Here is a 24071-nt window from a genome sequence, read left to right as displayed (position 1 = left end):
GAGATGGGAACAGATATTTCAAAAGTTGCAAAAAGCATCATACAGATGCAGACAGGTGTGAAAACAGACAAATCTTCAAAAAAAGCTGATAAAGATACCATGGTCAGTTTTATGGAACTGATGAGTCAGAACACACTACAGTCAGGTATTCAGACAAATATATCAAATGATACTGCAAAGCTGGATGTAGGAGCCGGCATCAGTCAGGATGCAAGGCTTGATTATAACAGTAATGCAGCTGCAGCAAACAATGTATCCGTAAAGGAAAAAGTTACACCGGATGCCATCAAAGAAGAAGCATCAGAACCGTTAGCAGATTATGAACAGGATATCCGCAATGTCTTAAAAGAGGAATTTTCAGTGACTGATGAAGAAATCACACAGGCAATGGAAGAACTCGGACTTGGTTTTTTAGATCTGCGTAATATGCAGAACCTTACAAATCTGATACAGACCTTAACAGGCGAAGATATTGGAACACTGCTTTTGAGTGATGCATTTACCAATGCAATGGAACAGATCACAGCAGTAACCGATGATCTGTGTGCACAATTAGGTATCACAAGAGAAGAATTAGATGTTCTTTGTGAAGCATGGGATCAGGCAGCTGCGTCAGATGAAGCAGAAACCGTACTGCCGGATGCAGTAGAAGCAGAAACTACAGCAGATACACAGGCAAATACAGAAACGGTCAATGCCAAACAGACAGATGATACAAAAGCCAGTCAGACGGCAGCCGCAGATGGAGTAGAAGTAACTGTAGTAAAACAGGATGATAATGCAACAGAAGATCAGACAACAGCAGTTACCGATACAAAAGAAGCAGTTACCACTGTAGAAACTACAGAACAGACAGCAGAAGACATGACAGGCAGCTCAGGAGAAAATGCCGATCAGCAGGAACATTTTAAACAGTCCAAAGAAACCAGAGCTGATATGTCTGATACAGGTGTACATGTAACAGGACATCAGAGTGTACAGACAGAAGAATTTGTATTACCGACAGAGAGTACACAGCCATATACTACCAGTCAGATAGATGTCAATGATGTGATCAATCAGATCGCAAGAAATGTCAGAGTGACGATTTCAGAAGCAGCAACTTCCATGGAGATGCAGTTAAATCCAGAGCACCTTGGAAAAATCTATCTGAATATTTCAGAAAGAGAAGGTGTGATCCGGGCACAGATCACTGCACAGAATGAAGCTGTAAAGGAAGCATTAGAAACACAGCTTGTAGAACTGCGTACGAACTTAAGCCAGCAGGGCATCAAAGTAGATGCAGTAGAAGTTACAGTTGGAACCCATGAGTTTGAACAGAACTTAGAGGGAAATGCAAAACAGGAAGAACAGCAGGGACAGCAGATGGAGGAGTCACAAAAGCAGACGAGAAGAAATTTAAATCTCGATGATCTCGATGGCTTAAGCGGTCTTATGACAGAAGAAGAACAGCTTGCAGCACAGATCATGCGTGACAATGGAAATCAGGTAGATTATACAGCATAAGAGCAGAAAGGAGTACATATGGCATTAATACAGGCAGTACAAGATGGCAAGCTTGTAGATACAAGTGCTTCAGCGTCATCTTCATCAACCGCTTCTTCAAAGGCATCAGCAGACAGTACATCAGGTCTTGATAAAGAAGCATTTTTGCAGCTTTTAGTAGCGCAGATGCGTTATCAGGATCCGTTACAGCCGACAGATAATACAGAATATATCGCACAGCTTGCTACATTTTCCCAGTTAGAGGCAACCCAGAACTTAGAAGATACTGTGAGCAAAGATATGTCGAATAACCTTGTAGGTAAATATGTTATTTTAAATGTCACAGATAAAACCGGCAATGTAACAACTGTAAATGGTAAAGTCGATTATGTAATGTATGAAAATGGAGAGGTATTTTTGGCAGTCAATGACGGCTTATATTCTTTAGAGGATTTAGATACCGTTGCAGATGCTAATTATTATGAAGCATTTGAAATGGCAAATATGTTCTCAACAATGATCGCAAAACTGCCGACAGCCGCAAATGTGACAACCGCAGATGCAAAAGCAGTTGAAAATGCAAGAGCAGTCTATGATGCAATGAACAGTTACCAGAAGGGCTTTGTCAGTGCAACAGATATTGCAAAATTGACAGCATTAGAAGAAAAACTAAAAACATTGACAGCAGGTTCAAGTTCAGATTCAACTTCTAATGACAGCAGTACAAGCAACAGCACCACAGAAACAACAGACAGTTGATGAACTGAGGTGGAGATATGGATAAGATCACAAATCATTTTACATCCATTGAACAGGTTACCGGAGAATATCTAAGATCAGCAAAGAGCAGCAGGGCAGATAACAGCTCACAGGCTTCATTTGAGGAGATTTTACGCAAGAAACAGAATCAGAGATCATCTGAACTGAAATTTTCAAAACATGCTTCTATGAGATTAGAGGAGCGGAATATTAGTCTGACAGAGGAACAGAACGCAAGATTAGAAGATGGCGTTGCAAAAGCAGGCAAAAAAGGAATCAAAGAATCATTAGTTATGATGGATTCCCTGGCATTTATCGTCAATGTTCCAAACAAGACCGTTGTAACCGCAATGGATCAGGTAGAAACACAAAACAACATATTTACAAATATAGACGGTGCTGTCATTATATAGCTGGACCTTAGGGAAGCAGATCCCCCGGACTGACAGAAGGGGGATGACAGACCGCAGATAGAAAACAGGAGGTCATTTCATTATGATGAGATCATTATTCTCTGCTGTGTCAGGTCTTAAGACACATCAGACAAAAATGGACGTAATCGGTAACAACGTAGCTAACGTAAATACCGTAGCATTTAAGTCCTCAAAAGTAACTTTCAGTGAGATCATGTATCAGACGATTTCAAATGCATCAGGTGCAAATGCCACAACCGGTAAAGGTGGTGTCAATGCAAAACAGATCGGTCTTGGTGTTACGACCGGAGCAACAAAAATTTCGATCACATCATCCGGTGCAGCCGAAACAACCGGCGATCCGTTTGATATCCGTCTGACAGATAAGAGCTCTACGAACTTTTTTGTTGTAAATACAGGTTCTGAAAACTTATTTACAAGAGCAGGTTCTTTCTATGTTGATGGAGCAGGTAACCTTTGCATGACATCTACCGGATATACAGTTATGGGATGGCAGGTAGATGAAACAACAGGAGATATCAAGAAAGATACCGTATCTGCACTTCGTATCATGCAGGAGAAGAACTTAACATCTGCACCGGAGGCAACAACATTAGGAACTGTCAGTGGTATCATGGATAAGAATGATAAAAATGTTACCAGTGATGACGGCTATGCAATGAACTTGAACTTCTTTGATAAGTTAGGATATAAATACACAGCAAAATTTGCAGTAAAAGTAACAAATGCAGATACCGAAAGCTATACAGTAGAGTTGACAGATATCTTAGATTCTGAGAATAATTCTGTATTATCGAAGTTTTTAGAAAAGGGTGGTAATTTAGCACAGGTATTCGGTCAGAATACGACAGCTACAAAGACCTATCCGATCACAAATGAAAATATCCATTATGCAGCATCTGATCTCAGTGCAGATATCAAAGCAGGAAATTATTACTATACTTATACAGATTACAATGCAGGAGGACAACCGCTTACCAAATATGCAAAAGTTACTTTGGATAAGGCAACAAATTCCTACAAGATCGATGCATACAGCAAATATGAAACAGCAGATGCAGCACAAGCAGGCGGGGCAAAGACACCTGTAGCAGAGCAGACAGGAAGCATGACAGAACTGTTTGGAATCACAACCGGACAGCTGAATTACTTAGGAGCAACAGGACTTCCGACTGCACAGTTTAATGCAGACACAGGTGCATTTGAATATATTACAGATGCAGTCAACTATACATTGAAGTTCAACCCTGCTGATGGTACATTCTCCTATGTCGGAGCAGAGGGTTCCCCGACTGTTAAGTTAAATTTAGCAGAAACACTTGGTAATAATTTTGAGGATATTACGATTGATTTTTCAACCTGTAAAGCAGCAGATAACGGTGGAAAGACTTCTCTTGGAGCAGATGCTGGTTCCGCAAACGGAAGTGTCGGAAAGGGTAAAGCATTAGGAGCATTGACCGGAATCTCGATCAATAACAATGGTAAGATCTATGGTTTTTATGATAATGGTAATACCGTATTATTAGGACAGATCGCAGTAGCACAGTTTGCCAATGCATCCGGTTTACAGAAAGTCGGAGAAAACTGTTATACAACAACCTTAAACTCTGGGGAATTTGATGGTATCGGTGTAGAAGTAGCAGCGGATGGAGCAAGCATGACAAGTGGAGAACTTGAAATGTCAAACGTCGATCTTTCGACAGAATTTACACAGATGATCATTACCCAGAGAGGTTTCCAGTCTAACTCAAGAGTTATCACAACATCAGATACACTCTTAGAGGAACTGATCAACCTGAAACGTTAATCTGTGCTAAGATAATTATAAATCCTCGTAGAGGTATTTTAAATGGGCTCTAATCGTTGCTGGTCACACTGTTAGGTGTGAACAGTAACGGATTGTTAAAAATGATTTACATATATAAGGTATAAGTATTCCATACGAATGCAAGATATGGTATAATGTGTGCATGATTTGGTTTTCTTTCACTAAATCATGCACATTTTTCAGAGCAGAGGTTTAGAAAAAGGATATTTTTGACAATTTTTTGCATATTTGTGAAAAATATTTTAAGAAGTTTATAGACAAGAGTGTCAAAATTTAGTAAACTAAGATAAAAGGGGTTTTATGGCGCACAGCCGTTTACCAAAAAAATAAAATGGGTAGGTGAAAAAAGTGGATATAGCATCATTATTGGGAACGATTCTTGGATTTGCAATGCTCATATTCGGAATATTATCTTCAGGAGCAAGTATCATGGATTACTATGATCTGCCTTCTGTTATCATCACGATCGGAGGTTCGATCGCAGGTGTTTTGGCATCTAATAAGTTGAAAGATTTTATTATCGGCTTAAAGAGTATATCATTAGCTTTCAAGGAAAAGGTGATCGATCCGGGAGCAGTTATCAGTAATATTATCGATCTGTCAAATGTTGCCAGAAAAGAAGGGCTCTTAGCACTTGAAGAGGCTTCAAATGATATTGAAGATCCTTTTTTAAAAAAAGGAATTATGCTGGTTGTCGACGGTACAGATCCGGAACTTGTCCGGGGTATCTTAGAGACAGAACTCACCTGTCTGGAAGAAAGGCATAAAAAAGTAATCAGTTTTTGGGAAAAATGGGCGGAGTTAGGTCCGGCATGGGGAATGATCGGTACACTGATCGGTCTGGTAAATATGTTGAACAACATGGAAGATGCATCGTCGATCGGACCATCCATGGCAGTTGCATTGATCACAACATTGTATGGTTCTATCATTGCAAACTGGTTATGTAACCCGGTTGCAACGAAGATGAAAGTGAATAATGATCTGGAAGTGATTATAAAAGAAGTTATGGTAGAGGGACTTCTGTCAATTCAGGCAGGTGAGAACCCGCGTGTTATTGAAGAAAAACTGAAATCTTTCTTGTCACCGGCGGTCAGAAATGATCTTGGTCCTGACGGAGGTGAGGAATAGTGGCTAGAAAAAAACAGGAAGAAGCACCAAAAGGCTCACCGGCATGGATGAATACGTTTAGTGACTTGATGAATCTGCTCTTGTGCTTTTTCGTGTTGCTGTTCTCTATGTCAACTGTAGATGCTGAGAAGTTTGAAATGGTGGTTGCTTCATTACAGAGCAGTTTTAGTGTATTGCCTTCCGGCGGATCTTCTATTGGAGAGGGACAGTTGATCTCTTCCGGGATCAGCCAGCTAGAGAACTTTAGTATTTTCTTTGAAAACAGTTCCAGTGAAGGAAAAGATACAGAGCAGAAAGATACTAAGGAAGCATATAAAGAAGAAGCTTTAGAAGAATCCGAAAAAATGGCTGAACAGATCAGCGGGCAGACGGAACAGTATGGAATCCAGAATCAGGTGGAAGTTGATTTTAATGCAGAATATGTGCTTTTGACATTGAATGGGGCACTATTGTTTGATTCCGGTAAATCAGAGATCCGGCAGGATGCATATCCTCTGATCGATAAGATAGGAGCGATCCTGACAAATTATAAGAGCAATATCATAGAAATAGAGGGTCACACCGATAATGTGCCGATTTCAAATGCGAAGTACGAGAACAATGATGTGCTTTCCATGTATCGTGCATTGAATGTAGCTGATTATATCAGAAGTATTACAGATTTAGATCCGGGACTTATCAAGTCTTCGGGACGTGGTGAATATGTTCCGGTTGCAGATAACTCGACCCCGGAAGGAAGGGCGAGAAACCGTAGAGTAGAGATTAAGATCTATAATTCTTATAGTTCAGATAATTAGAAATGAGAAAGGGGATAGGAAAATGAAGAAAAATCTTATGTCAGTGGTGATTTTAGCTTTAGTTCTGGTAAATCTGATCTTAACAGCTATTTTGACGATCACGGTTCTGCCGGAAACGAAAAAAGCAAATGAACTGATCACACAGGTATGCAGTGCAATCAATCTTGAATTAGAAAGTGGTTCTGTAACATCGGATGCGTCTTCCGTACCGATCGACAAGCTTGCAACTTACGATATTTCAGACAGCATGACGATCAATTTAAAAGACAGCGGAGATGGCAAAGAACATTATGCAGTCATTACAGTTTCACTTTTTATGAATAAAGACAGCAAAGGTTATAAGAGCTTTGGTGAATCCATGGAAGAAAAGAAAAACCTTGTGATGAGCGAGATTACTTCCGTAGTTTCAGGGTTTACCTATGATGAATTCAAGTCAGACCAGCAGGGTGTACAGGATGCAATAGTAGCAGACTTACAGAAGTTGTTTGATTCGGATTTTATTGTCAGTGTAGGTTTTCCTACAGTGACTTGTCAGTAACAGAAAATCGCATTAGGCGGGTGGTGAAAATTCATGGGTGAAGTGTTGTCCCAGAATGAAATTGACAGTTTACTCAGGGCATTAAATGATGGTGAACTGGATGTAGAAGAAATGAAAGACGTTCCGGAAAAACAGGTAAAGAATTACGACTTTGCAAGACCGTCAAAGTTCTCAAAAGAGCATCTGCGAACATTAGAGATCATCTTTGAACACTATGGGAGACTGATATCAACAAATCTTCCGGTCTATTTGAGAAAAAGTGTTCAGGTGGAAGTGATGAATTCAGAAGCAGTTACGTATTCTGAGTTTTCAAACGCACTTTCTAATCCGGTATTGCTTGGTGTCGTAGATATGGAACCGTTGAACGGAAACATTATATTGGAAGTGGCATCGAATCTTGGATATGCGATCGTAGACCGTATGCTTGGCGGTATGGGACAGCCATTAGACAGAAGCCGTGATTTCTCGGAGATTGAATTGCTGATCATTGAAAGGATTTTAACGGTATGTGTGGACTTGCTTAGTGAGCCGTGGCAGAATGTAGTTGAGATCAGTCCGAGGTTAGAGAGAATTGAAACAAATTCACAGTTTGCACAGATTATATCTCCGAATGAAATGATCGCAATCGTTACGATCAATGTGAAAATCGGGGAAGTGGAAGGATTGATGAATGTTTGTCTGCCATTTATGACATTAGAGCCGGTTATGGATAAATTAAATACGAAGTTTTGGTATTCCAATATCAAAAAAAGTGATGAAGCGGAATATACTGAAACAATTGAGAGTCTGATTTCAAAAGCACCGGTTCCTATCAAAGCATACTTAGGAAAGAGTACAGTTTCAGTTCGGGATTTTACCAATTTACAGATTGGGGATATTATCCGGTTGGATTCTAAAGTAGATGAGGAATTGGATGTATATGTTGGAAATATCCGGAAGTTTACTGCATTGCCGGGAGCATCGGATAAGCAATATGCAGTAAGAATTACATCGGTAATCAGGGAGGAGCAGTAAGACAATGGATGGAATGTTATCACAGGAAGAAATAAATGCCCTGTTGAATGAACCGACAGGTTCAGGTGCTGATGAGCAGCCACTTTCTGATGCTGAAAAAGATGCAATAGGGGAAGTTGCGAATATCAGTATGGGAACAGCAGCAACAACACTGTTTTCTTTAGTAAACAGAAAAGTGGAGATATCGACACCGGTCGTATCTTTTGCAACATGGGAAGATATTGTTGCAGCATATGAAAAACCATGTGTATTTATTAAAATTGCATATACCGTTGGTTTGGATGGAAGCAATATCCTTGTACTGAAAGAAAATGATGTCAAAGTGATCACCGATCTTATGATGGGTGGAGATGGTACGAATACAGACGGTGAACTTGGTGAATTACACTTGAGTGCAATCAGTGAAGCAATGAACCAGATGATGGGTTCTGCAGCAACATCTTTATCATCTATGCTGAATAAAATGATAGATATCAGTCCGCCGGAGGCAGACGTCATCGATCTGACAGAAACAGTAGATGAAAAAGCAATCGATAGTTTCTTGTCCGGACAGTTTGTAAAAATATCATTCAGAATGGAAATTGGTGACTTAGTTGACAGCCAGATCATGCAGTTGTATCCGTTCTCATTTGCAAGAGAAATGTGTTCAAGTATTTCTAAGAATATGGAGATGGATGTTAACGCAAATGCAACGCTGGAAAATAATAGTAATACGGCGTCTGCTGCATCACAGCCGACAGCAGCACCGAGACAGGAGCAGCCTATGACAGCACAACAGATGGGACAGCCGATGATGGGACAGCAGACAATGTCACAACAACCGGTAATGTCACAGCCAGTGAATGTACAGCCCGCACAATTCCAGACGTTTACACAGGGTATGAGTCCGGTATTACAGTCAGAGAATATTGATCTGATCATGGATGTACCGTTAGATGTAACCGTTGAATTAGGACGTACGAGTAAATCAATCCAGGAAATCTTAGATTTCACGCCGGGAACGATTATTGAACTTAACAAGATAGCCGGTGAACCAATTGATATATTAGTAAATGGCAAATATGTAGCCAAAGGTGAAGTGGTAGTTATTGAAGAAAACTTTGGTGTCAGAATAGCAGAAATTATAAAATAAAGAAATAGGAGAACAAAAAAATGGCAAAAAATATTTTAATTTGTGATGATGCAGCATTTATGCGAATGATGATCAAAGATATTTTAACTAAGAATGGTTATAATATCGCAGGTGAAGCAGAAAACGGTGTAAAGGCAGTTGAAAAATACAGCGAAACAAAACCGGATCTTGTACTGATGGATATTACCATGCCTGAGATGGATGGTATTCAGGCGTTGAAAAAGATTAAAGAAGCAGATGCAAATGCATGTGTTATCATGTGTTCTGCAATGGGACAGCAGGCAATGGTTATCGAGGCAATCCAGTCAGGAGCAAAAGACTTCATCGTAAAACCATTCCAGGCAGAACGAGTATTAGAAGCTGTTAAAAAAGTTGTAGGTTAATCTGATATGGTCGCAGTACAGACTTCTTCGCTGGATAGTTTTGTGCAGCTGATAGGTGTACTGGTCATATTTGTCTTTGTGTTACTGATCACATACGTGGCAACACGCTGGATCGCAGGTTATCAGAAAGGACACAGTTTCAACCGGAATCTGAAAGTGATCGAAACATTAAAGGTCACACAGAATAAGTATATTCAGATCGTTGAAGCAGGTAATGAATATCTTGTGATCGCAATCGGGAAAGATGAAATACGGCTGTTGACAAAGCTTACAGAAGAACAGTTGAAAGAAGTACCGACAGAAGAACTGCCGATGAGTTTTTCATCTGAAAGTTTTAAAGATATATTAGACAAAATAAAAAAACGTATACCGAAGAAATAGACGGGAACAAATTATGAGTAGATTTAAAAAGTCATATTGTAGATTATCTGTTGCTTTTGCAGTGATAGCCATTCTTATTTCGGTGATCGTCTGCACAGGACAGAGTGTATATGCTACTGGAACAGTCAGCAGTTCTATGGCAGGAAGTAATACAGCTGCCACGGGATCGAATGACTTAGATGTGCCTGCAGGAGATGATATTGCAGAACCGGATGTCGTACGTGGCGGTGATGTAGAAAGTGCCACTTCTGACAGTACAAATGGTATCAGCTTTAGCTATAATAATGAAAATGGCAATTTATCCGGTAATATCCGAATCGTATTAGTCCTTACCATTATTGCTTTAGCACCGTCTATATTGATCATGCTGACGTCTTATACCAGAATTATCATCGTACTGCATTTTTTGCGTACAGCGATCGGTACACAGACTTCACCTCCAAATCAGGTGTTGATCGGTCTGGCTTTGTTTTTGACATTCTTCATTATGAATCCGGTATTTACCCAGATCAATGAGAATGCAATCAAGCCTTTTGATGCCGGAGAGATCACGCAGGAAGAAGCACTCCAGATCGGAAGTGAACCGTTACGGGAATTTATGAATGGTCAGGTGCAGACAAAAGATATCGACCTTTTTATAGAGATTTCCGGTCAGACCTATGACAGCTATGAGGAAGTTCCATTTTCCATTTTGATACCAAGTTTTATTATCAGTGAACTTCGTACAGCATTTATTATTGGATTTTTGATTTACATTCCATTTATTGTCATTGATATGGTGGTTGCCTCTGTCTTGATGTCTATGGGTATGATGATGCTGCCGCCGACAACAATATCATTGCCATTCAAAATATTATTATTTATTTTGGCAGATGGCTGGAATTTAGTAATTGGAAGTCTTGTAAAGACATTTTACTAAATGCAGCCACATAAAAGATGAATACTCGGATGAGTTGACAGGAGGAATGTAAATGATTACGCAGGGAGATGTGATCACAATTGCAAAAGAAGCGATTTATACGATTATTGTTTCTTCGGCTCCTTTATTGCTGATCTCATTGATCGTTGGATTGGTGATCAGTATTTTTCAGACAGTTACATCCATTCAGGAACAGACATTGACCTTTGTACCAAAGATCATCGCAGTTTTTCTGGGAATCATGTTGTTTGGTCCTTGGATGTTAGACATTATGTCAAATTACATGACGCGCCTGTGGACAGACTTTAGTATATACTTAAGTTAGGTTGGATTATGGTTGATTATAGCTTTTCCTTACTTACATTTGAATATTTTTTGTTGATTTTGGTCCGCATTTCCTGCTTTGTATTTATTGCTCCATTTTTCGGAATGTCAAGTACTCCTGGCAGGATGAAGATAGGTTTATCTTTCTTTGTGACATTGATCTTATATCAGATCGTTCCAAAAGAGGAGCTTGCCTATGCAGGAATTGTTGGGTATTCCATTATCGTCATTAAAGAAGGAATTACAGGGTTGCTCATTGGATTTGCGGCAAACATTTGTAATTCCATTATTTTATTAGCCGGGAATTTATTAGATATCAATATCGGATTTTCCATGGCGACAGAGTATGATCCACAGATGCAGACACAAGTCAGTGTCAGTGCTAATTTATATAATTACCTTGTGCTGCTGTTATTAGTCATAACAAATATGCACCATTATATCTTACATGCAGTTGCAGATTCTTACCAGCTTATCCCTGTTAATGGACAGGTATTTCAATGGGATCATTTATTACAGGGGATGATCACCTATATGATCAATTCCTTTGTGATCGCATTTCGGATCATTCTGCCGGTTTTCGCATGTATTATGATATTAAATTGTATTTTAGGAATCATGGCAAAAGTATCCCCGCAGATGAATATGTTTGCGGTAGGTATGCAGTTGAAAGTATTGCTAGGACTTGTAGTCATGTTTTTAACAATCGGTTTGTTGATGAACGTATCTAATTTCATATTTGATGAGATGAGAAGAACGATCGTATCTATGATAAAAGGAATGTATGAAAGTTGACAGAATGGAATGAACTATGCCTTCCTTATGACTTACAATGGTTTGCTAAGGATGGTCCCGGTGGAGAAAAAACAGAAGAACCGACAGCAAAAAAATTAGAGGATGCCAGAAAAGACGGTAAGGTAGCAAAAAGCCGGGAGTTGAATCATGCATTTGATCTGATCGTCCTGTTTTTGCTGTTAAAGATATTTACTTCTTATATATATGGTGGTTTTGTAAATTCATTTTCATTTGTATATACGAGAATACCGGATTTTGTAAAACTTAATGCACAGGATGTCAGTGCATATAGTATATCTTCATTGATGACACATATCATAGTCGAATCTTTAAAGATGATGCTTCCTTTTTTTATTGCAGGTGTTGTGATCTGTGTGTTAGTCAGTATATTACAGATCGGTTTTAAAGTTACCAAAAAGCCGATGGAACCCAAATTAGATAAATTTAATCCGATTAATGGATTTAAGAGGATATTTTCAAAAGATGCTGTATTTGAGTTATTGAAATCTATTGTAAAATTGTTCATAATTGGATATGTGGCATATACATCTATTAAGAAAAATGCAGATACCCTTTTTGTTTTATATGACATTCCACTGACACAGGCAATCATCTTATGTGGTCAGATCATCATTGATGCGGGACTTAAGATCTCACTGGTATATCTTGTGATCGGTGTTGCAGATTTTGCTTATCAGAAGCATAAGTTCCATGAAGAAATGAAGATGACCAAGCAGGAAGTCAAGGATGAATATAAGAATACCGAAGGAAATCCTGAGATCAAGGGAAGACAGCGTCAGAGGATGCAGGAAGCATCCAGACGGAGGATGATGCAGGATGTACCAAAAGCAGATGTTATCATTACAAACCCGACGCATTTGTCGGTGGCGTTGAAATACGATCCGAACGAATCAAAAGCACCGGTTGTGCTTGCAAAAGGAGAAGATCATTTAGCACTTAAGATTCGTGAGGTTGCAAAAGAGAATCATATTGAAATTGTGGAAAATAAACCACTTGCCCGTATGCTTTATGCAAATGTGGATATTGGACAGGAAATTCCGCCGGAACTCTATCAGGCTGTAGCTGAAGTTTTAGCGTTAGTATATGATATGAAGAATACATAAATTTAGAAGAGGAGGATATAAGATGAAAAAAGCAGATGTCGGTGTAGCATTGTATTTGCTCGCAGCAGTAATTTTTTTCATTGTGCCAATTCCTTCAGCATTGTTAGATGTGATGTTAGCAATCAATATTTCCATTGCGCTGATCATTATGTTTAATGCGTTGTTTGCACAGGAAGTCTTAGATATGTCATTTTTCCCGACATTATTGCTCTTTACGACAATATTCCGTATTTCATTGAATGTTTCTTCCACACGTTTGATTTTAACGACCGGTAATCCGGGTAACGTCGTAGAAACATTTGGTTCTTTTGTAGGTGGCGGTGATATGATCATCGGTGCCATCGTGTTTATCGTTCTGATCCTCATACAGTTTATTGTTATCAATAAAGGTTCTGAACGAGTAGCAGAGGTAACAGCGAGATTTACATTAGACGCTATGCCCGGAAAACAGATGGCGATCGATGCCGATTTAAATACAGGAGCGATCACAGAAAAAGAAGCTCGTGCAAGACGGGAAAAGATCCAGGCAGAATCGAGTTTCTTTGGTAACATGGATGGTGCTACAAAATATGTCAAAGGAGATGCAACAGCAGGTCTTATCATTACCCTGATCAACCTTGTCGGTGGAACAGCAATGGGGGTTACCAGACAGGGGCTTGATTTTGCTTCAGCAATTCAGGAATATGGTCTGCTGACAATCGGTGACGGACTCTGCAGCCAGATTCCGTCTTTACTCATTTCATTGGCAACCGGTATTCTGATCACAAAAGCATCCAAAGAAGCTGATTTTGGAACAATTCTTATAAAACAGCTTTTCGGTATGCCAAAAGTATTGTATATTGTTGGTGGAACGATGTGTTTCTTAGGTCTTACCACACCATTTAAGTGGTATCTGTTCATGGGCTTAGGACTTGCATTTATTGTGGCAGGAAGAAATATTTCCAAAAATATCAGTATTGAACAGATTGAGGAAGAAACAGATATGGAAGAAACAGAAGCAGAGGAGATACGAAAACCGGAAAATGTGGTATCTTTATTACAGGTTGATCCGATCGAACTGGAATTTGGTTATGGTATCATTCCATTAGCCGATGTCAATCAGGGTGGAGACTTATTAGACCGTGTGGTTATGATCCGAAGGCAGATCGCATTAGAACTTGGTACGGTTGTGCCGATCATCCGCCTGCGTGATAATATCCAGTTGAACCCGAACCAGTATATCATCAAAATCAAGGGAATTCAGGTTACAGAGGGAGAAATTTTATTTGACCATTATATGGCAATGAATCCGGGATATGTAGAAGAAGAAATCACAGGTATTCCGACATTTGAGCCATCCTTCCATCTGCCGGCGATCTGGATCACAGAAGGACAGAGGGAACGTGCAGAAAGTCTTGGCTATACCGTTGTTGATCCACCGTCGATCATTGCAACACACTTAACAGAAGTGATCCGGTCACATATTGATGAACTGTTGACAAGACAGGATGTACAGAACCTGGTAAACAACTTGAAGGAGAGCAATTCTGTATTAGTAGACGAATTAGTACCAAAGCTGTTAGGGCTTGGAGAAATTCAGAAAGTATTACAGAATCTGCTGCGTGAGGGTATTTCTATCAGGGATCTGCTGACAATCTTTGAAACTTTAGCAGACCATGCAGCAACAACGAGAGATACCGATGTGTTGACAGAATATGTCCGTCAGGGATTAAAACGTGCGATCTCAAGCAAATATTTTGCACCGAATGAGGTTACAAGTGTGATCACATTAGACCCGAAAACGGAGCAGGATATTATGGCATCTATCAAGCAGACAGAACAGGGTGCATATTTAACTTTAGATCCGGAGCGTACAAAAGCGATCATTGCATCTGTCGAAACAGAAGTGGCTAAGTTAGAAAACTTAGGCAAAAATGCAATTATCGTGACATCACCGATCGTAAGAATGTATTTCAAAAAACTTACATCGGATTATTTCAGGGATTTAATTGTAGTTTCCTACAATGAAATAGAATCAAATGTTGAATTACAGTCAGTTGGGATGGTGACAGGATAATGACAATCAAGAAATTTCAGGGAAAGACGCAGGAAGAAGCAATCGCAAAAGCAAAGGAAGAACTTGGCGAAGGTGCGGTAGTGATGAATGTAAAAGAAATCAAACCGCATGGTTTATTTCAGTCCTTTAAAAAATCTACGTTTGAGGTGACAGCAGCTATGGAAGAACGAGAGGATCGTATTGATTCTAGTATGGCATTGAAAACGCCGCAAAAGATACATGATACGATCAATGTCACAGCAGATGAACCAATCTCATTGTCGGCAATCTCGAATCATAACGCGGAGCAGTCACAGGAGCAGGCAGAACAGAGTGCGATCGAATTTTTAAAGAGAAATGCGAACTTGTTAAAAAAAGAAGATCCAAAAGAGCGTGAGCGGATTGAAGAAAAATTAGAAAATCTGCAGAGTATCTTAGAAAAACAGTTATCAGCGGAGAAAAAAATGCCGGAAGAACGGGAATTTATTAAGACAGAATCGAAAAAAAGCGAGAATCTTACATTTATCAAAGTTCTGTATGAAACACTGATCGATAATGAAGTTAATGAGAAATATGTCAATCAGATCATGGATGAATTAGAAAAAGTAAACTGGAACGGTAACAGCGTTGATTATATCTTATCGAATGTATACCAGAAGATGATATTAAAGTTCGGACAGCCACACGGGATCGATCTAAACGGAAAGAAACCAAAAGTTATTTTTTTTATCGGACCAACAGGTGTAGGAAAGACGACAACGATCGCAAAGATCGCATCGAAGTTAAAAGTGGAACAGGGAAGAAAAGTTGCCTTTTTAACGGCAGATACTTACAGGATCGCAGCAGCCGAACAGCTCCGGACATATGCAAATATCCTAGATACACCGTTAAATATCATTTATTCTGCTGAGGAATTAAATCAGGCGATCGAAAATCTCGAAGAATATGATGCAGTACTTGTGGATACTGCCGGATTCTCCCATAAGAGTCCGAATCAGAAAGAGGATATCAAGAAACTGATACAGAATGTAGATATACAATATGACAATGAAGTATATTTAGTGTTAAGTGCAACAACAAAGTATAAAGATCTGATCGAGATCACAGATGTATACCATGAGATCACTGATTATAAGATCATTTTTACAAAATTAGATGAAACGACTACTTATGGGAATGTGTTAAATATCAAGCTTTATTCCAAAGCAGAAGTTTCTTATATTACAAACGGACAGAATGTACCGGATGATATTGAACTTTTTAATTCACAAAAGATAGTAAAGCGGTTACTAGGAGGAAGGTAGCCTATGGATCAGGCAGAACAGCTTAGAAATGTCATTAAGCAAAAAAGCCGGGAAGTTCCGCCACATACAGCAAGAGTGGTAACGATCACCAGTGGAAAAGGTGGAGTCGGAAAATCTAATATAGCTGTAAATATGGCTGTAGAACTTCGGAAAATGGGAAATAGAGTTATAATTTTCGATGCAGATTTTGGACTGGCAAATGTGGAAGTCATGTTTGGTGCAGTGCCACAGTATAATTTAAGTGATTTAATATACAGAGGAAAAAGTATCCGGGAGATCATTACGACAGGACCGATGGATATCGGATTTATTTCCGGTGGTTCGGGAATCGCAGGATTGAACAATCTCTCAAAGGATCAGATCATATATTTTGTACACTGTTTAGCAGAATTAAATGACTTAGCAGATGTGATCATCATAGATACCGGAGCAGGCATTTCAGACAGTGTTTTGGAGTTTGTGATCGCAAGTCCTGAGATCATATTGGTAACGACACCGGAACCAAGTTCCTTAACAGATTCTTATTCACTGTTGAAAGCATTATATCGCAATCCGGCTTTTTCGAAAGAAAAAGCAAAGATCAGTATAGTTGCAAATAAAGTCACTAATGTAGAAGAAGGAGAAGTTGTTTATTCCAAATTAAATTCCGTTGTATCACAATTTTTAAGTGGAAGGATTGATTTTCTGGGGATGATACCACAGGATCAGGAATTAGAAAATGCGGTCAGGGGACAAAAGCTTGTAACGGTTGAAACACCAAAAGCCATATCATCCAGGGCATTTGAAATATTAGCAGATAATTATATCAATAATGAGCATGAAATGATTACTATACATAAGGGGATTACACAGTTATTTATCAATTTTATATTAAGAAGAACCAATTAAGCGAGGAAAAAATATGGTAACAAATTTAATACACTTAGGAGATAAAGTTGATATCCGTTTCGTACAGCAGGTGGCCCGGGTAGAACAAACAGGAGTATCACCACGTATTTACAAAAGTCAGGTAAATGATATTAAAGAAGATGGATCATTAGAAATCACAATGCCGATCGAAAATGGAAAAGTCGTATTGCTTCCGCTTGGCGTCCGCTTTGAATTTGTGTTTTATACAGGCAGCGGACTCTATCACAGTATTGGACAGATACGTGAGCGATATAAGCAGGACAATATCTTTGTAATCGTTATTGAACTGCATTCGCAGTTAGAAAAATTTCAAAGAAGAGAATATTACCGTTATCCATGTCTGATGAATATGCAATTTTATATGATCTCAAAGGAAGATGCACAACAAAAGTCAACAGATCAGATTTTTGAAGGACTCAGAGATGAACATTTTTATGAATATCAGAAGCAGGCAGTGATCTTAGACCTGAGTGGTGGTGGAGTCAGAATTCTAGGAGAGGATCACTTAAAGACAGATAGTTATATTTTACTGATCATACGTTTATGTAATGATAATATTGACAAACAGTATTACATCAAGGGGCATGTATTAGCGTCTGAGAAAAAAGAGGATCATCCGGGAAAATTTGAAACACGTATACAGTTTATGTTTCAGGAGGAACGTGTCAGAGAAGAAATCATCAGATATATTTTTGAAGAAGAGAGAAAAGACAGACAAAAGAATTAGAAACAGATTTTGCTTATTTGTATCATTACAGATAGGGAAAGGAAGGAACCATGAAAAAAAATATTTTGATTGTCGATGACTCTGCACTTATGAGAAGGGTGTTGTGTGATATAATCAATACAGATAGTACATTTCAGGCAACAGATGTCTGTAAAGATGGTCTTGAGGCATATGAAAGATTAAAGACAACACATTATGATGCAGTTCTGTTAGATGTAAATATGCCTCGTATGGATGGGCTGGAATTACTAAAAAAGTTACAAAAAGACAATATAAAGGCGACTGTTATCATGGTCAGTACTGCAACTGTCAAAGAAGCAAAGGTAACGATGCTGGCATTTGAACTTGGAGCCGTTGATTTTGTAACAAAGCCGACAAATATCATAGAAGCAAAAGGTGAAGTATTTAAGGAATCTCTGTTGTCCGTACTTTCAGCTGTCTTAAAGACACAGAGTATTGTAAAAACCATGAAGCCACAAGCAGAACCGGTACAGATTTTTTCTCATGATAAGCCCGGTATTCCGGTTAAGAATGTTCCATCGAATGGAAACCGGCTGATCGCATTAGCCTGTTCCACCGGAGGACCTAAAGCATTACAAAGCATTATCCCATATCTGCCGAAGAACCTGAATGCACCAATTGTTTTGGTGCAGCATATGCCGGAAGGATTTACAAAATCTATGGCAGACAGGTTAAATGAACTTAGTAAGATTTCTGTAAAAGAAGCAGAAGAAGGTGATATCTTACAGAAAGGCTGGGTATATGTAGCTCCGGGTGGGAAACATATGGAAGTTGTAAAGACTGCTGATGGAAGACATAAGATCACTTTTAATGATATGCCGGCAATCGGTGGCTTAAAACCTTGTGCAAATATCACATACCAGTCATTGACAAAGAGCGGATATGATGAGATTGTCTGTGTCGTACTTACCGGAATGGGAGCAGATGGCACAAAGGGCATTCTTGCATTAGAAAAAGAAAAACCGATATATGTGATCGCACAGAATGCACAGACTTGTGTGGTATATGGAATGCCAAAAGCAATCTATGAAGCTGGTGTGGTAGATGAAGTAGTTCCATTGACAGAAGTTGCATCAACAATAATAAAGAGAGTGGGGGTACAGTAGAATGGATGTAAGCCAATACCTAGAGATTTTTATCGATGAAACCAATGAGCATTTACAGAATTTAAGTGACTGCATAATGACTCTGGAAAAAGAACCTGATAATAAAGATACGATCAATGAAGTATTCCGTGCAGCACATTCTTTAAAAGGAATGGCTGGAACAATGGGATTTAAACGTATGCAGCATCTGACACATGATATGGAAGATGTATTTCAGGAAGTCCGTAGTGATAAGATCCGTGTCAACAGCAAGATGATCGATATCCTGTTTGACTGTTTAGATGCATTAGATAAATATTTAGAGAATATTAAAGAAACGTCAGATGAAGGAACTGAAGATAACGAAGCGATCATCAAAGAATTAAATGATTTTATCGCACAGTCTGAAGGAAAAGAAACGGCATCTTCAGTAGAAGCTACAGAAGTAAAGGAAACTCCGATGCAGGAAGAAGATGGCAGTACGAAGAAGTTCATGGAGATTGAACTGACAAACAGTGAAAAAGAAGCCATTAAGAATGCCGAAGAAAGCGGAAAACATGTCTATGGATTTACCGTATACATCCATCAGGACTGTCTGTTAAAAGCAGCAAGAGCATTTCTTGTATTCAAAGCAGTAGAAGATTTTGGTGAGATCATTGTATACCGTCCAAGTTCACAGGATATAGAAGATGAAAAGTTTGAATTGGATTTCTCTTTCTTCTTAGCATCAGAAGAAGCATTGGATAAGATCATTGCAGCGGCAAAAGCTGTTTCTGAAATCGACACTGTCTTAGCAGAAGAAGTAAAATCAGACATGCTTGAAAAGAAAGAGAAAATGGCATTAGCAGCAGAAAAACCGGCTGCTGTACAGGAAACAGCAGAAGCAAAACCGGCTGCAGCAGAAAATACTGCTAAAAAGACACAGTCAGCAACTGCTAAGAAAACAACTTCAAACAAACCGGTTACAAGCCGTACAGTCCGTGTCGATATTGAGAAGTTAGATGCCCTGATGAATCAGGTCAGCGAGCTTATCATTGCAAAGAACAGTTTAGTTTCTATCAGCACAACAGAAGGCGGTAATTTCGAGAACCAGACATTTCATGAACAGATTGAATATCTTGAGAGGATTACCACAAGTTTACATGAATCTGTGATGAAAGTTCGAATGGTTCCAATCGAAAGTGTTGTAAATAAATTCCCACGTATGATCCGTGATCTTTCCAGAAAGCTAAATAAGAGCATGGAATTATATATGAGTGGTGAAGATACAGAATTAGACCGTACTGTTGTTGACCAGATCGGTGATCCGTTGCAGCATTTGCTCCGTAATTCTGCAGACCATGGATTGGAGAGTGCGGAAGTCCGTAAGGAGAGAGGTAAGCCTGAAAAAGGTGCAATTTATCTGAACGCATTTCAGGAAGGCAACAACGTTATCATCGAAGTAAGCGATGATGGTAACGGAATTGATACAGAAAAAGTAAAAGAGAAAGCAGTTGAAAGAGGCGTGATCACTCCGGAACAGGCTGAGAACATGAGCCAGAAAGAAGTCATCAATCTGCTCTTTATTCCCAGCTTCTCTATGGCAAAACAGATCACTGATATTTCAGGCCGTGGTGTCGGATTAGATGTTGTACGTTCGAATATCGAAGCATTAGGTGGAGATGTGGAAGTGTCAAGTACACTTGGAGAAGGTTCTAAGTTTACAGTAAGACTGCCACTTACCCTTGCAATCATTCAGGCATTGATGGTTGAGATCCGTCAGGAAAAATATGCGATCGCATTAGGTTCTATCCAGAATATCGAAGATATTCCGGTTAAGGATATCCGTTACGTAGAAGCAAAAGAGGTTATTCATTTAAGAGGCATGGTCATTCCTCTGATCAGAATGGACAAGATCTTAGATATCGAGCCATTAGAAGAAGATCCAGAAAGCTTAACCGTTGTGATTGTCAAGAAAGGTGATAAGTATGCAGGTCTGGTTGTAGATAATCTGATCGGCCAGCAGGAGATCGTTATCAAATCACTTGGCAAGTTTATTAAGAATAATAAGATGATCAGTGGTGCTACCATTCTTGGTGACGGTGAAGTAGCATTGATTTTAGATGTAAATGCGTTACTTTAAGGAGGTGTCTGTAATGGAAAATGCAATGGAAGTATCTGAAAAGAATACAAAACAATATATTGTTGTAAAAATCGGAAATGAGCAGTATGGACTTGACATCAATTATATCGATAATATTGTCCGTATGCAGAGTATTACGAGAGTTCCGAAAGCACAGACTTATTTTAAGGGAATCCTAAATCTGCGTGGCGAAATTGTGCCTGTTATGAGTATTCGGCTTAAAATGGAACTTGAAGATGATGAATTTACAGATGCATCTAGGATCATTATCTTAAAAATCGAAGAACAGGGAACGATTGGTGTTATTGTAGATGAAGTAAAAGAAGTTGTGGAATTAGCAACTGAAGATATTGATCGTCCGGCAAAAACAACCAAAAATGATAAGAGTAGTTTCATTTTCGGTATCGGAAAGCATGGCGATGAATTGATCTCTTTATTTGATATCAATGCGGTCGTAGATGAATCAGAAAGTGTTTCATAAGAATACATAGTGAGGCTATATCCGTAGTCTCACTATGTTCTATATATCCTATCGAATAAGGAGAAGATTATGGGTAAATTTACTTTAGAAGAAGTCAACGATATGTATGTTGACGTCTTGAGAGAACTTGGAAATATCGGAGCAGGAAATGCGACAACAGCAATTTCTTCCATGTTAGGGATCAGGATTGACATGAATGTTCCAAAAGTAGAGCTTGTAGAAGCATCTAAGTTAGGGTCAGCGATCTGTCCCGAAGATGAGATCATCGTTGGAATATTTTTGGAAGTACAGACAGATATTGAAGGAAGTATGATGTTCCTGTTAAAAATGGATTCAGCACAATATCTGGTTAATAAACTGATGGGAAGGGATATTTCCTATCAGAAAGAATTTGATGAGATGGATCTGTCTGCATTAAAAGAAATCGGCAATATCATTGCAGCATCCTATCTTTCCGCATTGTCTACGATTACGAATCTGGTGATCACACCCTCAATCCCATATATATCTGTAGATATGGCAGCATCTATTTTAAGTGTTCCGGCAATTCAGTTTGGACAGTTTGGGGACAATGCACTGCTGATTGAAACAGAGTTTGGGGATGACGTTATGATCAATGGATATTTTATTCTGATGCCGGAACAGGATTCCTATGATAAGATATTAACAGCACTAGGTCTTTCAATATAAGGAGCAGATTAGATGAGCGAAGTTATACGAGTGGGTATGGCAGATTTAAATATATGCAAAGCTCCGGATATTATAACAACATTGGGCTTAGGTTCCTGCATAGGGCTGACTTTTTATGATCCGGTCACAAAAATTGGCGGTATGGTACATTATATGCTGCCGGATAGTACGCAGATGAGGAATAATAGCAATATTGCAAAATTTGCAGATACGGGGATTGAAGAACTGCTTCGGCGTGTCGTAGGCGCAGGGGCAAACAGAGGACGTCTGGTAGCTAAAATAGCTGGAGGAGCAAAGATGTTTGAAGTTAGCGGCATGTCAAATGTTGGTAATATTGGTGAGAGGAATGCAATTGCTGCAAAAGAGAAATTAAAGGAATTAAAGATTCGTTTAATAGCAGAAGATACGGGATTGAATTATGGACGTACTGTAGAATTGCATTGTGAAACAGGAGAATTTTATATTAAATCTGTAGGTAAACCGTTAAAAATCATATAAACAATTGTCTGTGAGATAAAGGAGTTTGGAATGAATACAAAACCCATACCGGCAGTATTGGCTTTGATTGCCGGTTTTGTAACATGTATTATGTCATTTGTACAGGGAATAGATGTTGTTGTCTTTGCAAAAAGATTTGTATTTGTATGTCTGATATTTTATGTGATTGGTACAGTAATCTGTATAGTGATCAACATGAATTTTAAAGAAATGGCAAAAGAGGATGAGCAGGATGAGAGTTCCACAGAAGATGAAAGCAAAGATGAAGATGAGCAGGATGAGAGTCCCACAGAAGATGAAAGCGAAGATGAAGATGAGCAGGATGATAATGTAGATATGACAAAGGATGATGAAGCATAAGAATGCATTGATAATGGGGGCTTGAAATGAAGACAGTAGATAAAGAAAAATTATGGGAAGCTTATCAAAAAAATCCCTCATGTGAGATACGAGAAAAGATAATTCTGGAATATGCACCGTTGGTGAAAGTGGTAGCCGGCAGACTGAGTATGTATCTTGGATATAATGTGGAATATGATGACCTTGTGGGCTATGGGATATTTGGTCTGATCGATGCCATTGATAAATTTGATGCAGCGAAAGATGTAAAATTTGAAACTTATGCAAGTCTTAGAATACGCGGATCGATTTTAGATCAGATCAGAAAAATGGACTGGATTCCAAGAACTGTCAGACAAAAACAAAAGAAATTAGATGAAGCGATCAAAAAGATCGAAATGCAGACTGGAAGGAATGCAAGTGAGGAAGAAATTGCCAAAGAGATTGGGATATCCGATGATGAACTGTCTATCTGGCAGTCACAGCTAAAAGTGACAAATGTTGTTTCCTTAAATGAATATGTGGAACAGGGAACAGAGCCGGTGATGGATGCTAAGAATAATTCACATTTTATACAACCGGAAGAAAAGGTTCAGGAGAATGAACTGAAACAGGTCTTGAAAGATACATTGAAATTATTGACGGAGAAAGAAAGACGAGTCATTGAACTATATTATTATGAAGAACTTACATTAAAAGAAATCAGCAAGGTTCTTGAAGTTTCTGAATCGAGGGTTTCGCAGTTACATACGAAAGCGTTACTGAAAATGAAAAAGAAGATGGGAAATTATATGGAAATTCTTGTAGATTGATGGG

General features: G+C 38.9%; 26 protein-coding genes. All 26 read left to right on the top strand.

What is annotated here, in order from left to right:
* The first annotated feature begins 3 nt into the window (after positions 1-3).
* The 26 genes from H8S17_RS03520 to H8S17_RS03395 all read left to right on the top strand — a co-directional run bounded on the left by H8S17_RS03520 (position 4) and on the right by H8S17_RS03395 (position 24067).
* Complete coding sequence (locus H8S17_RS03520; RefSeq protein WP_186866258.1) at positions 4-1506, top strand: flagellar hook-length control protein FliK; 1503 nt, start codon at positions 4-6, stop codon at positions 1504-1506.
* An 18-nt stretch (positions 1507-1524) separates the two neighbouring features.
* Positions 1525-2244, top strand: coding sequence for a flagellar hook capping FlgD N-terminal domain-containing protein (locus tag H8S17_RS03515; protein ID WP_186866257.1), 720 nt, complete (start codon positions 1525-1527; stop codon positions 2242-2244).
* A gap of 17 nt (positions 2245-2261) precedes the next feature.
* Complete coding sequence (locus H8S17_RS03510; protein ID WP_186866256.1) at positions 2262-2657, top strand: TIGR02530 family flagellar biosynthesis protein; 396 nt, start codon at positions 2262-2264, stop codon at positions 2655-2657.
* An 82-nt stretch (positions 2658-2739) separates the two neighbouring features.
* Positions 2740-4485 carry a flagellar hook protein FlgE gene (locus H8S17_RS03505; protein WP_186866255.1) on the top strand — a complete coding sequence of 582 codons (1746 nt, stop codon included), beginning with the start codon at positions 2740-2742 and terminating at the stop codon, positions 4483-4485.
* A gap of 369 nt (positions 4486-4854) precedes the next feature.
* Positions 4855-5637, top strand: a complete 783-nt coding sequence (locus tag H8S17_RS03500; RefSeq protein ID WP_186866254.1) for a motility protein A — start codon at positions 4855-4857, stop codon at positions 5635-5637.
* Positions 5637-6434, top strand: a complete 798-nt coding sequence (locus H8S17_RS03495; protein WP_178050745.1) for a flagellar motor protein MotB — start codon at positions 5637-5639, stop codon at positions 6432-6434. Before H8S17_RS03500 ends, H8S17_RS03495 begins: the two co-directional genes overlap by 1 nt.
* 22 nt (positions 6435-6456) lie before the next feature.
* Positions 6457-6972, top strand: a complete 516-nt coding sequence (locus H8S17_RS03490) for a flagellar basal body-associated FliL family protein (RefSeq protein ID WP_186866253.1) — start codon at positions 6457-6459, stop codon at positions 6970-6972.
* 33 nt (positions 6973-7005) lie between these two features.
* Positions 7006-7986, top strand: coding sequence for a flagellar motor switch protein FliM (gene fliM, locus H8S17_RS03485; RefSeq protein WP_186866252.1), 981 nt, complete (start codon positions 7006-7008; stop codon positions 7984-7986).
* 4 nt (positions 7987-7990) lie between these two features.
* Positions 7991-9118, top strand: coding sequence for a flagellar motor switch phosphatase FliY (gene fliY / locus H8S17_RS03480; protein ID WP_186866251.1), 1128 nt, complete (start codon positions 7991-7993; stop codon positions 9116-9118).
* Positions 9119-9138: 20 nt separating this feature from the next.
* On the top strand, positions 9139-9501 hold the full coding sequence (locus tag H8S17_RS03475) for a response regulator (protein WP_178050741.1): 363 nt from the start codon (positions 9139-9141) through the stop codon (positions 9499-9501).
* A gap of 6 nt (positions 9502-9507) precedes the next feature.
* Positions 9508-9882, top strand: a complete 375-nt coding sequence (locus H8S17_RS03470; RefSeq protein WP_178050740.1) for a flagellar biosynthetic protein FliO — start codon at positions 9508-9510, stop codon at positions 9880-9882.
* A gap of 13 nt (positions 9883-9895) precedes the next feature.
* Positions 9896-10801: a flagellar type III secretion system pore protein FliP gene (fliP, locus tag H8S17_RS03465; protein WP_186866250.1), complete on the top strand. Its 906-nt coding sequence runs from the start codon at positions 9896-9898 to the stop codon at positions 10799-10801.
* Between the two features lie 52 nt (positions 10802-10853).
* Positions 10854-11126, top strand: a complete 273-nt coding sequence (fliQ, locus tag H8S17_RS03460; protein ID WP_178050738.1) for a flagellar biosynthesis protein FliQ — start codon at positions 10854-10856, stop codon at positions 11124-11126.
* Positions 11127-11134: 8 nt separating this feature from the next.
* Positions 11135-11920, top strand: a complete 786-nt coding sequence (gene fliR / locus H8S17_RS03455) for a flagellar biosynthetic protein FliR (RefSeq protein WP_178050737.1) — start codon at positions 11135-11137, stop codon at positions 11918-11920.
* Positions 11917-13044 (top strand): flagellar biosynthesis protein FlhB, encoded by a 1128-nt coding sequence (gene flhB / locus H8S17_RS03450; protein WP_186866249.1) that lies wholly within the window; start codon positions 11917-11919, stop codon positions 13042-13044. The genes fliR and flhB overlap by 4 nt, the downstream gene beginning before the upstream one ends.
* Before the next feature lie 22 nt (positions 13045-13066).
* Positions 13067-15100: a flagellar biosynthesis protein FlhA gene (gene flhA, locus H8S17_RS03445; protein ID WP_186866248.1), complete on the top strand. Its 2034-nt coding sequence runs from the start codon at positions 13067-13069 to the stop codon at positions 15098-15100.
* Positions 15100-16383: a flagellar biosynthesis protein FlhF gene (gene flhF, locus H8S17_RS03440; protein WP_186866247.1), complete on the top strand. Its 1284-nt coding sequence runs from the start codon at positions 15100-15102 to the stop codon at positions 16381-16383. Before flhA ends, flhF begins: the two co-directional genes overlap by 1 nt.
* Before the next feature lie 3 nt (positions 16384-16386).
* The gene (locus H8S17_RS03435) at positions 16387-17271 is read left to right on the top strand and encodes a MinD/ParA family protein (RefSeq protein ID WP_186866246.1); all 885 of its coding nucleotides are present in this window, start codon (positions 16387-16389) and stop codon (positions 17269-17271) included.
* A gap of 13 nt (positions 17272-17284) precedes the next feature.
* Positions 17285-18019, top strand: a complete 735-nt coding sequence (locus H8S17_RS03430) for a flagellar brake protein (RefSeq protein ID WP_186866245.1) — start codon at positions 17285-17287, stop codon at positions 18017-18019.
* A 50-nt stretch (positions 18020-18069) separates the two neighbouring features.
* Positions 18070-19146 carry a chemotaxis-specific protein-glutamate methyltransferase CheB gene (cheB, locus tag H8S17_RS03425; protein ID WP_186866244.1) on the top strand — a complete coding sequence of 359 codons (1077 nt, stop codon included), beginning with the start codon at positions 18070-18072 and terminating at the stop codon, positions 19144-19146.
* Between the two features lies 1 nt (position 19147).
* A complete protein-coding gene (locus H8S17_RS03420; RefSeq protein WP_186866243.1) occupies positions 19148-21247 on the top strand; it encodes a chemotaxis protein CheA in 2100 nt (699 codons plus the stop codon).
* 13 nt (positions 21248-21260) lie between these two features.
* Positions 21261-21728: a chemotaxis protein CheW gene (locus H8S17_RS03415; protein WP_178050729.1), complete on the top strand. Its 468-nt coding sequence runs from the start codon at positions 21261-21263 to the stop codon at positions 21726-21728.
* 69 nt (positions 21729-21797) lie between these two features.
* Positions 21798-22418: a chemotaxis protein CheC gene (locus H8S17_RS03410; RefSeq protein ID WP_178050728.1), complete on the top strand. Its 621-nt coding sequence runs from the start codon at positions 21798-21800 to the stop codon at positions 22416-22418.
* Positions 22419-22430: 12 nt separating this feature from the next.
* Positions 22431-22916, top strand: a complete 486-nt coding sequence (locus H8S17_RS03405; protein WP_178050727.1) for a chemotaxis protein CheD — start codon at positions 22431-22433, stop codon at positions 22914-22916.
* 30 nt (positions 22917-22946) lie between these two features.
* The gene (locus H8S17_RS03400) at positions 22947-23276 is read left to right on the top strand and encodes a hypothetical protein (RefSeq protein WP_186866242.1); all 330 of its coding nucleotides are present in this window, start codon (positions 22947-22949) and stop codon (positions 23274-23276) included.
* A 26-nt stretch (positions 23277-23302) separates the two neighbouring features.
* The gene (locus H8S17_RS03395; protein ID WP_178050725.1) at positions 23303-24067 is read left to right on the top strand and encodes a FliA/WhiG family RNA polymerase sigma factor; all 765 of its coding nucleotides are present in this window, start codon (positions 23303-23305) and stop codon (positions 24065-24067) included.
* Positions 24068-24071: the final 4 nt, after the last annotated feature.

The sequence above is a fragment of the Roseburia zhanii genome (assembly GCF_014287635.1).
Taxonomy (GTDB): Bacteria; Bacillota; Clostridia; order Lachnospirales; family Lachnospiraceae; genus Roseburia_B; species Roseburia_B zhanii.
This window is presented reverse-complemented; position numbering and strand designations above follow the sequence as displayed.

Coding starts and splice junctions, on each gene's coding strand:
- H8S17_RS03520 (WP_186866258.1), top strand. CDS start 4: ATGGGAACAGATATTTCAAAAGTTGCAAAAAGCATCATACAGATGCAG.
- H8S17_RS03515 (WP_186866257.1), top strand. CDS start 1,525: ATGGCATTAATACAGGCAGTACAAGATGGCAAGCTTGTAGATACAAGT.
- H8S17_RS03510 (WP_186866256.1), top strand. CDS start 2,262: ATGGATAAGATCACAAATCATTTTACATCCATTGAACAGGTTACCGGA.
- H8S17_RS03505 (WP_186866255.1), top strand. CDS start 2,740: ATGATGAGATCATTATTCTCTGCTGTGTCAGGTCTTAAGACACATCAG.
- H8S17_RS03490 (WP_186866253.1), top strand. CDS start 6,457: ATGAAGAAAAATCTTATGTCAGTGGTGATTTTAGCTTTAGTTCTGGTA.
- fliM (WP_186866252.1), top strand. CDS start 7,006: ATGGGTGAAGTGTTGTCCCAGAATGAAATTGACAGTTTACTCAGGGCA.
- fliY (WP_186866251.1), top strand. CDS start 7,991: ATGGATGGAATGTTATCACAGGAAGAAATAAATGCCCTGTTGAATGAA.
- H8S17_RS03475 (WP_178050741.1), top strand. CDS start 9,139: ATGGCAAAAAATATTTTAATTTGTGATGATGCAGCATTTATGCGAATG.
- H8S17_RS03470 (WP_178050740.1), top strand. CDS start 9,508: ATGGTCGCAGTACAGACTTCTTCGCTGGATAGTTTTGTGCAGCTGATA.
- fliP (WP_186866250.1), top strand. CDS start 9,896: ATGAGTAGATTTAAAAAGTCATATTGTAGATTATCTGTTGCTTTTGCA.
- fliQ (WP_178050738.1), top strand. CDS start 10,854: ATGATTACGCAGGGAGATGTGATCACAATTGCAAAAGAAGCGATTTAT.
- fliR (WP_178050737.1), top strand. CDS start 11,135: ATGGTTGATTATAGCTTTTCCTTACTTACATTTGAATATTTTTTGTTG.
- flhA (WP_186866248.1), top strand. CDS start 13,067: ATGAAAAAAGCAGATGTCGGTGTAGCATTGTATTTGCTCGCAGCAGTA.
- flhF (WP_186866247.1), top strand. CDS start 15,100: ATGACAATCAAGAAATTTCAGGGAAAGACGCAGGAAGAAGCAATCGCA.
- H8S17_RS03435 (WP_186866246.1), top strand. CDS start 16,387: ATGGATCAGGCAGAACAGCTTAGAAATGTCATTAAGCAAAAAAGCCGG.
- H8S17_RS03430 (WP_186866245.1), top strand. CDS start 17,285: ATGGTAACAAATTTAATACACTTAGGAGATAAAGTTGATATCCGTTTC.
- cheB (WP_186866244.1), top strand. CDS start 18,070: ATGAAAAAAAATATTTTGATTGTCGATGACTCTGCACTTATGAGAAGG.
- H8S17_RS03420 (WP_186866243.1), top strand. CDS start 19,148: ATGGATGTAAGCCAATACCTAGAGATTTTTATCGATGAAACCAATGAG.
- H8S17_RS03415 (WP_178050729.1), top strand. CDS start 21,261: ATGGAAAATGCAATGGAAGTATCTGAAAAGAATACAAAACAATATATT.
- H8S17_RS03410 (WP_178050728.1), top strand. CDS start 21,798: ATGGGTAAATTTACTTTAGAAGAAGTCAACGATATGTATGTTGACGTC.
- H8S17_RS03405 (WP_178050727.1), top strand. CDS start 22,431: ATGAGCGAAGTTATACGAGTGGGTATGGCAGATTTAAATATATGCAAA.
- H8S17_RS03400 (WP_186866242.1), top strand. CDS start 22,947: ATGAATACAAAACCCATACCGGCAGTATTGGCTTTGATTGCCGGTTTT.
- H8S17_RS03395 (WP_178050725.1), top strand. CDS start 23,303: ATGAAGACAGTAGATAAAGAAAAATTATGGGAAGCTTATCAAAAAAAT.